The 15,026-nt window shown below is 53.5% G+C and carries 14 protein-coding genes; 5 read left to right on the top strand and 9 right to left on the bottom strand.

Annotated elements, in window-relative coordinates; genetic code table 11:
* Positions 1-239, bottom strand: a 239-nt coding sequence (locus KP814_RS33005; protein ID WP_253938767.1) for a hypothetical protein, incomplete at its 3' end; no start/stop codon positions are given.
* A gap of 152 nt (positions 240-391) precedes the next feature.
* On the opposite strand from KP814_RS33005, the gene KP814_RS33000 reads away from it, so the two are divergent.
* Positions 392-787, top strand: a complete 396-nt coding sequence (locus tag KP814_RS33000; RefSeq protein WP_253938766.1) for a CAP domain-containing protein — start codon at positions 392-394, stop codon at positions 785-787.
* Positions 788-795: 8 nt separating this feature from the next.
* On the opposite strand, the gene KP814_RS31220 is transcribed toward KP814_RS33000, so the two are convergent.
* Positions 796-987, bottom strand: coding sequence for a hypothetical protein (locus KP814_RS31220; protein ID WP_216740448.1), 192 nt, complete (start codon positions 985-987; stop codon positions 796-798).
* On the opposite strand from KP814_RS31220, the gene KP814_RS31215 reads away from it, so the two are divergent.
* Complete coding sequence (locus KP814_RS31215; protein WP_216740447.1) at positions 986-1,693, top strand: Crp/Fnr family transcriptional regulator; 708 nt, start codon at positions 986-988, stop codon at positions 1,691-1,693. The genes KP814_RS31220 and KP814_RS31215 overlap by 2 nt on opposite strands.
* A gap of 3 nt (positions 1,694-1,696) precedes the next feature.
* On the opposite strand, the gene KP814_RS31210 is transcribed toward KP814_RS31215, so the two are convergent.
* Positions 1,697-2,227: a hypothetical protein gene (locus KP814_RS31210; RefSeq protein ID WP_216740446.1), complete on the bottom strand. Its 531-nt coding sequence runs from the start codon at positions 2,225-2,227 to the stop codon at positions 1,697-1,699.
* 86 nt (positions 2,228-2,313) lie between these two features.
* Positions 2,314-2,781: a copper chaperone PCu(A)C gene (locus KP814_RS31205; RefSeq protein ID WP_216740445.1), complete on the bottom strand. Its 468-nt coding sequence runs from the start codon at positions 2,779-2,781 to the stop codon at positions 2,314-2,316.
* Positions 2,782-2,988: 207 nt separating this feature from the next.
* On the opposite strand from KP814_RS31205, the gene KP814_RS31200 reads away from it, so the two are divergent.
* Positions 2,989-3,474, top strand: coding sequence for a hypothetical protein (locus KP814_RS31200; RefSeq protein ID WP_216740444.1), 486 nt, complete (start codon positions 2,989-2,991; stop codon positions 3,472-3,474).
* A 127-nt stretch (positions 3,475-3,601) separates the two neighbouring features.
* Here the strand turns inward: KP814_RS31200 and KP814_RS31195 are convergent, their stop codons facing one another.
* From KP814_RS31195 to KP814_RS31185, 3 genes are all read right to left on the bottom strand, one after another.
* Positions 3,602-4,336, bottom strand: coding sequence for a PEP-CTERM sorting domain-containing protein (locus KP814_RS31195; RefSeq protein ID WP_216740443.1), 735 nt, complete (start codon positions 4,334-4,336; stop codon positions 3,602-3,604).
* 439 nt (positions 4,337-4,775) lie between these two features.
* Positions 4,776-7,979, bottom strand: a complete 3,204-nt coding sequence (locus KP814_RS31190; protein ID WP_216740442.1) for an ImpA family metalloprotease — start codon at positions 7,977-7,979, stop codon at positions 4,776-4,778.
* A gap of 410 nt (positions 7,980-8,389) precedes the next feature.
* Positions 8,390-8,947, bottom strand: a complete 558-nt coding sequence (locus tag KP814_RS31185) for a CAP domain-containing protein (protein ID WP_216740441.1) — start codon at positions 8,945-8,947, stop codon at positions 8,390-8,392.
* A gap of 260 nt (positions 8,948-9,207) precedes the next feature.
* Here KP814_RS31185 and KP814_RS31180 point away from each other — a divergent pair, with 260 nt between their 5' ends.
* Positions 9,208-10,041, top strand: a complete 834-nt coding sequence (locus KP814_RS31180; RefSeq protein ID WP_216740440.1) for a GyrI-like domain-containing protein — start codon at positions 9,208-9,210, stop codon at positions 10,039-10,041.
* A gap of 84 nt (positions 10,042-10,125) precedes the next feature.
* Here the strand turns inward: KP814_RS31180 and pntB are convergent, their stop codons facing one another.
* On the bottom strand, positions 10,126-11,502 hold the full coding sequence (gene pntB / locus KP814_RS31175) for a Re/Si-specific NAD(P)(+) transhydrogenase subunit beta (RefSeq protein ID WP_216740439.1): 1,377 nt from the start codon (positions 11,500-11,502) through the stop codon (positions 10,126-10,128).
* A gap of 12 nt (positions 11,503-11,514) precedes the next feature.
* Entirely contained in the window at positions 11,515-13,041 is a 1,527-nt protein-coding gene (locus KP814_RS31170; RefSeq protein ID WP_216740438.1) for a Re/Si-specific NAD(P)(+) transhydrogenase subunit alpha, read from the bottom strand.
* Between the two features lie 324 nt (positions 13,042-13,365).
* Between KP814_RS31170 and KP814_RS31165 the strand changes: the two genes are divergently transcribed.
* On the top strand, positions 13,366-15,026 hold a 1,661-nt coding region (locus tag KP814_RS31165; RefSeq protein WP_216740437.1), incomplete at its 3' end, for a choice-of-anchor A family protein.

The following is a 15,026-nucleotide window of genomic DNA, read 5'->3' as shown; positions in this document are numbered from 1 at the left end:
CCCAACAGATCCAACGGACCCRACAGATCCAACGGACCCGACAGATCCAACGGACCCGACAGATCCAACGGACCCGACAGATCCAACTGATCCAACWGATCCAACAGATCCAACAGATCCAACAGATCCAACAGATCCAACGGACCCAACAGATCCAACGGATCCAACGGATCCAACGGATCCAACTGATCCAACTGATCCAATCGATCCGGACGATCCTGGATTTCCGACAGATCCAAATGATCCTAATGATCCTAACGAGCCAGGTGAACCAACCGATCCGACAGATCCAACGGACCCGACCGATCCTACAGATCCGACGGACCCAACTGATCCCACAGATCCTACTAATCCAGACGATTGCGAGCTGACCGAATCACAAAAAGCCCTGTTGGAAGCGCATAACCAGGCGCGTAGCGAGGGCCGTAACTGTGGTTCAGCCTACTTCCCGGCGGCAGAGCCATTGGTATGGAACTGTAAGCTGGGCGCCGCGGCGACCAAGCACACTGAAGATATGGTGAACAACAACTTCTTCAGCCATACCGGTTCCGATGGTTCGCAGGTCGGCGATCGCACTCGTGCGGAAGGCTATAACTCCTGGCGCGTAGGCGAGAACATCGCCGCGGGTTATGAGTCTACACAGCAGGTTATGGCTGGGTGGCTGAAGAGCCCGGGTCATTGTTCCAATATCATGGGAGCGGAGTACACCGAAATGGGCGCGAAGAAAGTGAGCACGTCCTCGGCCAGTTATCCGCATTACTGGACCTCCGTGTTCGGCGGAGAATAATCCAGCCTTCACACCGCGCCGTCCGGACCCTCCTGCGGCGCGGTCTTTTTCACTTGTCCCCACTCCTTTCCTGAATACTCGCCCTTTGCAGCAGTCTTTCCAACGATAAGCGCGCAATTGATATCGAAGTTTTGTAAGATTTGAGCCTCAATCGCGCAAACTTCATTGCCATCAACCCAAAATAATAAGCGCTGCGCCATGCCTGACAAGCTGTCCACCCACGAGTATTACGACCTGCTAAACCGCGGAGCCTGGTTTCGCGCTATTCCTGAAGACTTAAAGACAGACCTGCTGAATCTGGCGCAAATTAAAGTGCTTCGAACGGGGGAGTTTCTGTTTCGACGCGGTGACAAGCCTGCAGGTATTTACGCCGTGGTGAAAGGATCGTTGAGAGTCACTGGCGTTAACGAAAATGGGAAGGAGGCGATTCTTGCGTTTGTGGAGCCCCCTAACTGGTTCGGAGAAATCGCCTTGTTTGACAGACTGGACCGCACTCACAGCGCCCTGGCGGAAACCCCGACAACCTTGTTGCACTTGCCGCAAAAAGGTCTGGAAACGCTACTGGCGGCGAAGCCGCATTTCTGGCGGGACTTCGGTGTGCTGCTTTGTTTTAAACTGCGCTTGGCGTTTCGCGCGGTGGAAGACGCCACTCTGCTGCCTGCGCCTCTGCGATTGGCGCGCAGATTGGTGGTGATGGCGGAGGGCTATGGCGACTTCAGCGGACAGGCGCGACGGGCGATACATATACAGCAGGAGCAACTGGGCATGATGCTGGGGGTGTCCAGACAGACGGTTAACCAGATATTGAAAGAGCTGGAGCAGAAAGGGCTTATCGCCACGTCCTATGGTGAAATCCAGATCCTCGACATGGATGCGTTGAAGTCACAGGCAGGCATGCTGGAATAGCAATCACCACTCATAGCGATCGATGCGTTCGCCTTCGTAATGCACCACAGGGCAGTTCACCACGATGTCGGTGCGATGAATCTCCAGCTTTCCCTGGCTCTCCGCTACGAATACCTGCTCCTCGGATTTAAGCTCTACAGGCGAGACGCCGGCTTTCCAAACCACCTCATACATCAGCCACAAAGGACTGTATTGAATGTTGACGCTTTTCGAACCTGGCGGCTCTGGCGCGGAGGGAAATATGCTGGGCTGGTCGAAATTACGAACCCGGTAGACCCTTTCCAGCACAGTACGAACCTGTGGTGGCTTGGGATAATCTGGAATCGCATCTTTCAAGCGGGGCGCATAATTGGCCTGCATCATCGCCGCCATATCCCGATCGGAGACGTCTGTGGTGATGTAGTAGACGCGCTCGCCGTCGTACCAGGCGGGATGCACTGCTACATCCACTTGGGGGCCGTGTGCATTGGAGTATCCCTGTCCCGCACAGCCGGGCAGAGCGAGGGCGAAAACCCATATGGCGAGGCGCTGCATGTCCAACTCCCTTGTTCGCATTCCTTTCCAGTGTAGACAAGGATGCGCCCATACGCTTGCGCGAAAGGCGGGAGAAGAGCGTTGTGTCAGGGGCCTTCGTAGGAAATAGGTTTGACCTCAAACTCCACGGAAACCGCGCCGCCATCGGCAAGATTCAGGGTGACGTTGACATGGTCGCCGGGATTCAGCGGACGCTGACGCTGCATCAACATCAGATGCATACCGCCGGGAGCGAATGAGATGTGGCTTCCCGCCGTCACTGCAAGGCCTTCCCCCATGTGCTGCATACTCATTTGACCGCTGTCGTTGACGGTCTGATGCATCATGACATGCCCGAAGTCCGCGCTCTCGGCGCTGATAATGGTGATAGTCTCGGCGGACGAATTGTTGAGCGTGAAGTAGCCCGCCATGGGTATGGTTCCCGGCGTAAAACGAATCCAGGCGTTACTGGTTTCAACCGCCTGCGCGCCTTCATTCTGCGCATAGACAAGCACTGGCGAGGACATTAGGGTGGTGGCGATAAGGGCTTGGATCAGGCTTTTTTTCATCATCATTGAGAGATATCAGGTGCGGTTACGGGGCTAGGGCGATTATTAACTAGGGGATTCAATCAGGGCCCAAGCCTAACACAGGGCGCACACTGAGAAAATGTAGCGTTAACGCGGAGTTATGCGTCAAATTGTCGCTGGACAATTTCTGATCCGAAAGGCACACTGCGCGGCCATATCCTTCCCATCTTCAGCGCGAATGAGGTTTTGACGTTGCAGTTCAAGCGTTATTGGGTGAGGGGAGCAGTATTGCTCGCCCTGGTGTTGTTTCTGGCGTCGTTAGGTCTGGTGCGGCAATGGCTTCCCAGCTCAGGCGCTCTCGATATCGACCAATTCAAGAATATCCAGTATTTGAAAGTCACTGAATGCACGCCTGGACGAGGTCAGTGTAGCCTTCCGGTCGATGCAGGCAATGTAAGCTTTTCATTTGGCGATGAGCCGATTCATCCCGCGCGCGCATTTCCGATTCGTCTCCAACTACACGGCATAGAGGCGGAACGGGTCCGTGTCGACTTTGAGGGCGCCGATATGTACATGGGGCTTAACCAGACCAAACTAACGCGGATGGCGGACGGATCATATCAAGGGGAAGGATACCTGCCCGTATGCATTACCGGACGTATGCTGTGGAAGGCGACGATTTTCATCGGCAGAGAGAGCGACACGCTGGCGCTGGTGTCGGAGTTTGTCACGGAGTAAGTAAAACGTCCCTGTTCGGTTGTAGTCGGGAGGGGTGTAACAAGAGTGTAAAAAAACTCTACACTCTCCGCTGCGCCTTACACCTGTCACCCTGTTCTTATCGACTTATAGTACTAGTTTGCAAAAATCAGGCTTTTTTACGACGGGATAGGCTTAAGCTGACAAGCCCCAATCCCAACATCGCCAGTGTGCCTGGTTCTGGAACGCTCAATCCGCCTTCAATGATATCGTTAGCGCAAGTGGCGGACCAACGGAAGCCAAGTGAAGTAGGTGCGCTGAGGTCAAGACCCAAATCCGCCAGAGTCAGTGTGTACGAAATAACTCCTAGTGTGCCGACAGTGTTGCTGACGCCACTCAAGTCTACGCTTGAGGTTTCTCCGCCTACCAGGGTCGCCTTGGAGGTATTTACTAAGACTTCCTGATTTTTTCGAACGCTGCTGCTGGTTCCGGAGCTAACTAGCTGATCCATATAATCGACCATGGACAGGCTGTAGAGATCGCCCGTTGATGTGTCTAGAGCAAACTCCCACTTCTCGCCATTGGTGATATCGTCGTCTTTATAACGATCTGCTGCATTGCCGAATGGGTGCCAGCCGTCGACGCTGATGAACAAGTCCCCATATTTATGGCCTAGGCTATCAGCGCCTTCGAAGAAGTTTGTAAAGATCGACACATAGAGGTTGTCACTGTCGTGAGTCACTTCCATATGAGTAATTTGGTAGATGTCTGGGTTACCGTAAACGTCGCCGTTGTATGAAAGTCCTGCCCCGTTGTAACCATCGTTAATGGTGACTGCGTGTGCGCTGACTGCGGCTACGCTCAAAGACAGTGCTGTAAGGGCGTGCTTTATTCTTGAGGTCATAACCAACTCCTTTTCTTGTAATTTAGTAGGTAGGTCTGAGTACATCACCGCTTTCTCACGCATTGGTTGTGCCAAAACCCAATTAACCTTATTTTTCAATGTGACAGGCTGTCATAAACTAGTCCGTATTACCTAATCCGTAAAATTTACTGACAGTAGGAGGGGCGAGTCTGAGAAAACAGACATACGGACGCACTTAAGGAAAGTTGTTTATCTTATTGAAAATAAAGGGCTAAAGAGATATTTATAGAGGGCGTTAGTGCTTTTACATGTCAGTGTAACCGGACAGGAAAAACCAGTTTCTTAAATTTAACCTTGTAAATTTTCTGACGGTTGTGCGCTTTCCCGGACACTTGTTTAGGCGCGCCTGAAATGAAAAGCGGCGCATAGCGCCGCTTTATTAATCACCTGATCTTCGCTAAGGAAGACGAGTAAAGTTTTACAGGCTGGGCCAGGTTTGCACGCCGTCTACGAGAATGCTCGGTTTATCCAGGCCATAACAGAACTGGTCACCGCCAGACGCATAGTACTTGCGCGGCGCCACGGGCAGACTGAAGGACGCAACCTGGGCTGACGCCTTAGCGCTAAACGGCAACGCCCACATGGACAGGTAATCACGGAAATCCAAGCCTGTCGCGTAGGATACCGCCACTGTCATCCAGTCGTTACTGTTAATGCTTTTTGCTTCATCCAGACTGTATTGGGAGAAGCCCAAATTAGCTTTCGCCGCTGACCAGGCTTCCTCGCTGGCTAACGCCGCGTTGAAGTTGCGGTCGAGTATGTGCAGTCTGGGTAACAGGTTCCATCCGTCATTTAGTTTGCCTTCGCCCTGAGCGGTCATCATCATCTGGATGGTGATGCCGGCGCCGTTGGACCATCCGGTTAACTTCTGGCTCTGCACATAGGCTTGAGGATCGGATTCGCTGACGGAGTCGCGCAGCACATTGAACATGCTTTCAAAGGGCAACGACTGGCAGCTCGGGTTTTTACCGGTATCCAGATAGTAGTGCGACTTCGAATAGTAGGAGTATGGGTTGGTGCTTGCGTGTCCTTCCCAGCCGCTGAAGCGGAAACGACCGCGCTCCAGACCATGACCTAGCTCGTGAATGTCGCCGTGTCCAATCGGGCTGAACTCCCAATAGGCGTCATAAGGGTTGCCTGAGCAGCCATAACCACAGGTGGCCTGATCCGCATTCATGTGCTTCACGATATCGATATGCTCGATTTCCAGGCTGTGCGCCGCCGCGAAGTCATGTATCTCCGCCACTACGTCAATGCCAGGTCCTTTGAAGCCCGCCAGGATGTGCGGGAAGTTATGGATGTAGCGCATGGTTCCCGCCGCCAAAGCTGCGCCGGTTTTCCAGTTTTCGTCCTGCATGGACTTACGCATTTTATCCAGCTTTGAGTGTACTTCGAAGCCTGGCGTGACGAGCTCCGCCCAGTCGTAGTCGCCCTGAGCCAAGGCCTGTTCAAAGCTGGCGTTGTCTTCTTCGCCGTTCCAGAAGGGATGCTCACCCACATTCTCGAATCGGAAAGAAACGTTCTTGCCGTTGCTCCCAAACTCAATTTGCACCGGGCCTCCGTAGGTGGAGGTGAAGGTAATGCTCTCGCCGGATTTTATATTGAACTTCGGCGTCTGCAGGAATTTCGGACGGGTATAGCCGTTCTTCTCAAACTGATGGGTGGCGCCGGAACGCTGTGTGTTGACAAAGATGGATGTGGCCACGTCGGCGCTGTCCAGGCGAGTCACCTTTACCGTGTGGCCAGGCAGAGCGTAAACGCCAGCGGCGCGGAAATAGCGTTTGCTTTCCATGTCTATGGTCTTGGTGACGGTTGAGACATGATCGAAGTTGCTGCGGCTGAAATTGCCCATATCCTTTTGTGCGGGATTCAGCGCGCGGTAGTTGTAGACCGAGTAGTCCGCGTACAGCGATTTCAGGAACGCATTATCTTCCGTCGTAATCTTGTCCATAGGATAGGTGGCGCTGGCGCGGTAGTGGTCGCCCAATAACGCGAGCAACTTCTGATAGCGCTTACCTTCGTTGGCGAAAATATCCGTCTTACTCTTGTCCAGATTGGACATGATGCTGCGCACTTCGTCTGCGCCTTCGAAGAAACCGGCATTCAGGCCGCTGACGGCGGAGCAGTTCTCGCCATCACAGGCGGACCAGTCGAAAGCGTAGTCCTCGTTTTCAAAGTGAGTCAGCATGGTTTTAACTTGTGTGACGCTCTCCGGAATCTTGCCCATGTCGTCGATGGAGTCATAACCGCTTAGATAGAGCCTTTTCCAGTAGTTGTCTTCCTGGTAGGACACGTTAAACAGCGTGAAAAGATTACCTCCCAAGCTGGTCAAATTGCCGTCCCAGTGTAGATACAGCACTGGCGTTCCTTTCGCCATGGCGGCGGCTACCGTCGCAGTGACGGCGTCAACGTCCGCTTCCTCGCTTTTTTGGGAAATGATCAGTAAGTCCGGATTTGTATTGAGGCAGTCCGCCAGCTTGGAGCCATCGCAATCTCCCTGCGCGTTATAGCTGACGTTTTCGCCATAGCGCTGGTCCAGCCACTTGCGCACGCCGGTGGCGTCATGAAACCAGTAGCTTTCATCCATTTGCGCCATGACCAGCTTAAGCGGCTGTGCGTCGAAATTATTTCTACCAGTCAGCCAGACGATCGCGTTTTGCATAAATTGGTGCATTTGCTCATTGGCGCCGCCGCGTTCGCGCATAGGGTTGCCGCCGAGGACCATATAGCGCGCATCGTCTTCGCCGATAACGCCAAAGCCGCGGTTATAAACCGTTTTGCCTTCATTGGCCGCATTGGATATCAGAATGGCTTCGTTTTCGCCAAACATGGCGCTTATCTGCGCGGCGTCGTGAGTAGGGTCCCAATCAATGGCGGTGAGACTGTCGCCTTTGGCTGTTCCATCGGTATTCAGCTGGAACAGATCAATGCGGGCTTGATTGTAGCGGGTGCGGTTGGCTTCAATTGTGCGCAACGCGGCGGACGCCAGATCACGGCTGTTTTCGACGACCAGTGCGTCGCCGGTACGAATGGCCTGTTCCACGGGATTGAAGGCGACTTCCAGATCAAACTTCAAATCGGCGCTTTTTTCTCCGTCAGATACGCGGATGACAATGCCTTTCGCCATGCCCAGGTCATCTGCGCTGGGGGAGCCCGTAACTTTGCCGGTGTTAGCGTTGATGCTCATCCAGGATGGGCCGTTCACTAACTGAAATGTAAGGGTGTCGCCGTCTATATCGTTAACAGTGGGGGTGAAGCTGAAGGGCTCGCCTTCTTTGGCTAACGGGCTGGGCGTCCCGGAAATAGTGGGGGGCTGGTTGGTGTCGCTGCCTGAGCTATCGTCGTCAGATGCGTCGTCTCCATCGTCGGTATCGTCGCCGCCAGTGCTTCCATCAACAGAGTCTCCGCCGCTGGCGTCACCGCTGCTGTTGGAGTCGTCGCTATTAGTGTCGCCGTTTCCGGTATCGCTTCCGCCGGAGGTTGTTCCGTCGACAACTTCAGATCCGTTATCGCCGCCTTTATTCTTGTCGCCGGATTTGGCGTCGTCGTCTGACCCACAGCCGGTCAAAGCGATGGCGCTTGCCAGGAGTATTGATCCGGCTAAAGGATGAAACCGCAACATCTTAGTTCCTCACATTTCAACATTGGCGTTGGTTAAAAAACCCGCAATATTACGCTGAGGTAGAAACGCGGGCTATAAGCGGCGTGACAACAATTATAAAATGTGAAGTCCCGCCAATTTATATGTAATTGTTTGTATACTTATGTGTTATTGAATTACTGATTTTAAATCAAACTTAACAAACGAGCCGTAAACGAATGATATTGAGGCGATATTAAAAATATCGCATTTAAAAACAGATAATTAGAGAGATATAAATAGAGAGTTGAAGAGGATAAAACATATCCATTGGAGGATCATTCAGCCAAAAACATTAAATTAATTTAGTTCTTTTGGCCTAATTAAAATTGTATTTTGCCGAAAAACTATTTCGTTATGAATTTAATGTGACAGTGTTGGCGTAATGGGTGTTATCTATGCCCGAAATCCGTTGTCCAGTAGCTAGGATAGTCTGCGCCGGACGCGTCGATTCTGGCGGCGCCCATTTCCGTGTAGTTCTTGCTCATGATGTTGGCGCAGTGTCCGGGACTGTCCAGCCAGCCTTGCATGACTTGCGCGACTGAGCCGTAACCCGCCGCGATATTTTCTCCGACAACCTGATAGAAATAGCCTTGATACTTCACCCGCGCGCCGACGCCGAGGCCGTTGGAGCCGATGTGGTCGAAGAAGTTGTTGTCCGCCATGTCGCGGCTGTGAGCGTTGGCGGCTGCGGCGAGCTTGCAATTCCATGTCAGCGCGGGAGCATCGCCATACTCTTTATCGCCGCAGGTGCGCGTTTGTGAGCGGATCTGGTTGTGCGCTTTGAGCAACTGCTTGTCCAACTCCGTCATTTGGCAGTCAGCAGGGGAGGTGTCGTCGCCGCCGTTGTCCGTCACGTTATCGCCGCCAGCTCCTCCTGAGCCGCCGCAACCTGCAAGGAACAGGACGCCAGTCAGCAGCATCATGTGGACAATGTATTTTAATTGCATGTAAAACTCCTCTCGACATAATACGTTTGCTTCTACGGATGGAGAGACGGAAGTCCTTTGCTCTATGAATCAACAAAATAAAACATCTACTTAAAGCTATCATTAAGCCAAATAGGGTGTTTTATTAGTGCTTTGGGATGAGTTCTGTTTGGTATATAAAAGTTGATGATGGATTTGTTCTTTCTGGGCCACGCTTGACCTTACCCTTGGGGGAAGCTTCAAGCTGAGGGTGAGCATTCATTGACGGAGTGAGGAATAGCATGCTGACGATAGGGCAGATGGCCCGTCTATTCGATGTATCGACCAAAACCTTGCGCTATTACGAGAGCACTGGCGTGTTTCATCCAGCGGTATATGGTCGTGAAAATGGATACCGCTATTATGCGCCGTCGCAAATCGACGAACTGCAACGCATTTTATGGCTGCGCGATATGGGCGTGCCGTTGGAAAGCATTCGCAGTCTCAAGGAGCAGGGGGCGTTGAGCGATGAACATGTATTACGCAACAAGCTGTGTAGACACGCCACCGGGCTGGAGCGAGAAATCGAAGATAAACGCAAGCTTCTCAATGAATTGCTGATTTACCTGAAGCAACCCATTATGGAGAACAATAGTATGAATTCGACACAAGACGCTGCAGTAAAACCGCTAGTCAAAGAGCTTCCCGCATTCACCCTTATTGGTATGGAGTATCGCAGCAGCGATGTCCGGGACTCTATTCCCATGCTGTGGGGCCGATATCTCCCCCGAGAGGATGAAATCCGCGGCCGGGTTAATTACGAAGCGTCCTACGGTCTGTGCCTGCCGTTGGAAGATGGCGAGTTCCGCTATATCGCTGGCGTCGAAGTGGAGGCGGGGAGTCCGGTTCCACAAGGCATGGTGTCCGTTGAGGTGGCGGCGGCGCGTTACGCCGTTTTGACTCACACCGGACCGGTTGCGGGGCTCAACGCCACCTTTCGCAAAGCCTGCTCCCGAGACTTGCCGGAAAGCAATCTGGAAAGAATCGAAGGCCCTGACTTTGAACTTTACGACAGACGATTCACGGGCCCCGACAGCCCGGACTCGCAAGTGGATATCTATCTGACTATCGCGTAAATGACGTGATGTATTTCTAGCATTCCTGGCATCGGATCAGCTCAACAGGCGCTTAACGGCGAACCTGTTGAGCTGAGTGCATTATCAAATCGCCTTCAGAATAGCGTCGACGCTGGCTTTGGCGTCGCCGAACAACATAAAGGCGTTATCGCGGAAAAACAGCGGATTCTGAACGCCGGCGTAGCCTGCGTTCATACTGCGTTTGAATACGATGACGTTCTTCGCTTTCCATACTTCCAACACCGGCATGCCCGCCAGCGGACTTCCTGGATTTTCCGACGCGGCGGGGTTCACCGTGTCATTGGCGCCGATCACCAGGACGGTGTCCGTTTCCGGGAAATCCTGGTTGATTTCATCCATGCCCAGGACGATGTCATAAGGGACTTTCGCCTCCGCCAGCAGTACGTTCATATGTCCGGGAAGACGGCCCGCCACAGGATGAATGCCGAAACGCACTTCCACGCCATGCTCACGCAACTTTTGCGTGATTTCATAGATAGGATGCTGCGCCTGCGCCACCGCCATACCGTATCCGGGAGTGATGATCACAGAGTGTGAGCCTTTCAGCATGTCCGCCACGCCTTCCGCATTAATCTCCTGAGGATCGCCATACTCCGCATCAGCGTCTTCAGGCGCGGGATCATTACCGAAACCGCCCGCGATGACGCTGATAAAGGAGCGGTTCATCGCCTTACACATGATGTAGGAGAGAATCGCCCCTGAAGAGCCCACCAGGGCCCCGGTGATGATCAACAGGTCGTTGGACAGCATGAAACCCGCCGCCGCAGCCGCCCATCCTGAATAGGAGTTGAGCATGGAGATGACGACAGGCATGTCCGCGCCGCCGATGGATGACACCAAGTGCCAGCCTATAAACAGGGCGATCAATGTCATCAGAAGCAGACTGAATCCGCTGCCGCCGGCTTTGACGAAATACAGCATGAGCAAGAAGGAAACGACGCCCGCGCCCAGGTTGAGCTTATGGCGATTGGGCAGCATGAGGGCTTTGGAGCTGATCGATCCGCGTAACTTGCCGAAAGCGACAATTGAGCCGGTAAAAGTGACTGCGCCGATAAAGACCCCGAGAAAGATCTCCGTCAGATGAATGCTCAACAGCGCGCCGCTCAGCGGACCATGTTCCAGGTAACTGTTATAGCCGACCAGCACGGCGGCGAGACCGACGAAACTGTGCAGGATCGCCACCAGCTCAGGCATCTGCGTCATTTCCACCTTTAAGGCGACTTTAACGCCAATTACTGCGCCGACAGCCATGGCGAGAATGATCAACCAGACGGTGGACACCTGTGGACTGGCGATAGTGGCCAGCAACGCCAGCGCCATACCAATGACGCCGTAGAGGTTGCCGGTTTTTGCGGTCTCCTGCTTGCTGAGACCCGCCAGACTGAGAATGAACAGCACGGCGGAAATGATATAGGAGGCGGTGATTACACTGTATGACATGAGTCGCTTCTCCTATTTCCGAAACATTTTCAGCATGCGTTGGGTGACGACAAATCCCCCGACGATATTGATAGTCGCAATCAGCGTTGCGGCGGCGGCCAAAAAGGTCACTAACAGGCTGTCGCTGCTGATCTGCAGTAACGCGCCGACGACGATGATGCCGCTGATGGCGTTAGTAACGCTCATCAATGGTGTGTGCAACGCATGAGTGACGCTCCAGACGACGTGGTAACCCACGATGCAGGCGAGAACGAAAACCGTAAAGTGAGACAGAAACTCCGATGGCGCCGCGCTGGCGAGCCACATCAACGCCAGGGCTCCGGCCGCCTGCAAACCATGTTTGAGGGAAGTCGACATCGGCTGCGACTTGGGCGGAGGCGGCGCGGAAGCCGTCTTCGGCTGTTGCGGTGCGGCGCTGACTTTGATCGGAGGCGGCGGCCAGGTTATCTCGCCGTCTTTCACGACGGTGACGCCGCGAATGACTTCGTCCTCAAAGTTGATGTCGACGGCGCCGTCTTTGTTTTTGCACAGCAGCTTCATCAAATTGACCAGATTGTTGCTGTACAACAGACTGGCCTGAGTGGGCAGTCGTGAGGGGAGGTCGACGTAGCCGACGATTTTGACTTCGTGAATCTCCGCCATCTCGCCAGGCTGGGTGAGTTCACAGTTGCCGCCGTTGGGCGCCGCTAAATCGACGATCACGCTGCCCGGGCGCATGGCTTTCACCATTTCCTCTGTGATCAGTTTGGGCGCCGGTTTACCGGGAATCATGGCGGTGGTGATAATGATATCTACATCCTTCGCCTGTTCCAGGAACAGCTTCATTTCCGCTTCGATAAAGGCCTTGCTCATCACTTTGGCGTAGCCATCGCCGCTGGAGCTTTCCTCTTCAATATCCACCTCAAGGAATTCAGCGCCCATGCTCTGGATTTGCTCTTTCACCTCGGGACGGGTATCAAAGGCGCGCACAATCGCGCCGAGGCTGCCCGCCGTGCCAATCGCCGCCAGCCCGGCGACGCCGGCTCCGATGACCAGAATTTTGGCCGGTTGCACCTTGCCTGCGGCAGTGATTTGTCCGGTGAAAAAACGACCGAAGTGGTGAGAGGCTTCGACCACCGCCCTGTATCCGGCGATGTTGGCCATTGAACTTAACGCGTCCATGGACTGGGCGCGGGAGATGCGGGGAACGGAATCCATCGCTAGGACAGTGACGTTCCGTTGCGCCAGTTTCTGCAGTAATTCCTCATGCTGGGAGGGCCAGATAAACCCGATCAGCGTCGCCCCGGATTTCAGCAGTTCGACTTCTTCGTCACTGGGTTCGTTTACCCTGAGAACGATATCCGCTCCCCAGGCTTCTTCTCTTGAAACGATCTTGGCGCCAACTTCTTCATACATCCCGTCGCCGAAACTGGACAGCCAGCCGGCGTCGGCCTCAACCGCCACCGAAAACCCCAGTTTGATCAACTCCTCAACTGATTTGGGCGTCGCCGCCACACGCTTTTCATGAGGTCTACTCTCTTTGGGTATGCCTATTTGCATCGTCTTCCTCACTTTGTTGTTATTTCAATCCTTAGGCTGGATAACTCACAAGTGGCTATGGGTTAACCATAAGTCGTTCATTGTATACCCTTATTTTGGGATTGATGAGCGAATCTTGGGCTACGTAAATTTCCCTGGAGCGCTGCAGCGGTCACAAGCTATTCACTAACCCAATCGGATTATATTTTGTGAAAAGTTAAAAAAAGTTTAATCAGAGACTATTTAAGTCGTTTTATATCCGTATAATCGCGCCGTCGCTCAGTTTGCCCCCTATGCAGGGCGTTGCGAACCGCCCCACGATCAGGATGTAATCAGGATAGTTAAATGACTAAGTATGTCGCCTCTTTTCTCTCGACCGTAATTCTCGGTCTGTTCAGCTTTCAGGTTTCCGCCAAAGACTTTGGACCCGCGCAGCGCTATAACGCTCTGGTGTTTGATGAGTTCCTGGCGTTGTCTTCTGACGTGGAGGGTCGCCTCGCTGCTGGCGGCAACATCTCCCTGAATAACTACAGCGTGGGTGATAAGCTGAATGCGCCTGAGGCAGGTGATGTTCTAATCGCCGGGGGCGATATCAAGTTTCCTAGTGGGCGCGTTTACTACGGCAATGTGATTGCCGGCGGCTCCGTCAAAGAGATTGGCGACGCCGTGCGGCATGGCATGGCCAAAGGCGCCAAGATCAAGGGCGGAGCGACGCCTTCGGTCGAATTTTCAAGTGCGCAGGCTTATTTAGAGCAGCTGTCGCAAGATCTATCCAAGTTGAAAGCCAATGGCAAGGTGGAGTCCAAGTGGGGCGGGCTTTATCTGACGGCGGCGTGCGACAGTAATCTGCAAGTCTTCCAGCTCTCCGGCGCACAAGTGTTTCCTGCGCATACCTTTGAAGTGGATCTTTCCTGCGCGCCAGCCGACGCCACTTATATCTTTAATATTGATGGCCAGCAAACCGGCATGTCCGGGATGAGCCTGCAGTCTTTGGCGAACGTCGCCGATAAAGTGGTTTTTAACTTCTATGAAGCCTATGTGGTGGAGTTGGAGTCTATTGGCGTGGAAGGCTCCGTACTAGCGCCGAAGGCGGAAGTGGTTAACCCCCAGGGCGTACTTCGCGGCCATCTGTTCGCCAAGGCCTGGTACGGAGAGATGCAGATCAACTGGGTTCCTTTTACAGGGCGTTTACCTGAGACCACTCCCCCCAAGCCAGAGCAGTGCCAGCTTTATCCCATCACGTTTGATTATGGCTCGCTGCCCTCAAGAGTTGGAGAAACGGCGATCCTGTATCCCGGTATGGATCAAGGGAATTTCATCTGGCTGTCCTGGACCGGCAGCGTCAAGCAGAGCGATCTGGTGAACTCTCTCACCTCCGCTAATGCCGATACCTATATCAACCCGCTGGATGGGCAGGATCGCGTCCTGAACCGCATGGACTGGATCAGCGCCGTGCCCGGCGTGAAGAACAGCAAGGCCGTACGCACCGCCATGGATGGATTGCTGAATAAAGAGATTATCGTACCGGTATGGGGCGACCTGCAGGGTGGCGGCGCTAACCGTATTTATCAGGCGGCGGCATTCGCCAAAATAGCGATCACGGGATACAAGCTCAACGGTAAAGGCTATCTCACGTTCAAGTATCTGGGCGAGGAGAACTGTGGTGAAGCGACGGTTGAGCCACCCGTTGCACAGGATCAGGACGTCAGCACGAAAGAAGATCAATCGATCGATTTTACGCTGAAGGCGACGGGAGAAATCTCCAGCGAAGCGGAGTTTGTTATCACTCAGGCCCCGCAACATGGCGCTGTCTCGCAGCAGGGTGGCGCGATTACCTATACCCCGAATGCTGATTTTCACGGACAGGACAGCTTGCGTTTCAAATTGGTCGACGGCGACGTTGAATCCAATGAAGCCACCGTCAGCATTTCTGTCGTTCCAGTAAATGATGCGCCTTCCGCCAACGATCAGGCGCTGACGGTTGCGGAAGATCAGACTCTGGCGAT

It is taken from the genome of Hahella sp. HN01, from assembly GCF_018986435.1.
Taxonomy (GTDB): Bacteria; Pseudomonadota; Gammaproteobacteria; order Pseudomonadales; family Oleiphilaceae; genus Hahella.
This window is presented reverse-complemented; position numbering and strand designations above follow the sequence as displayed.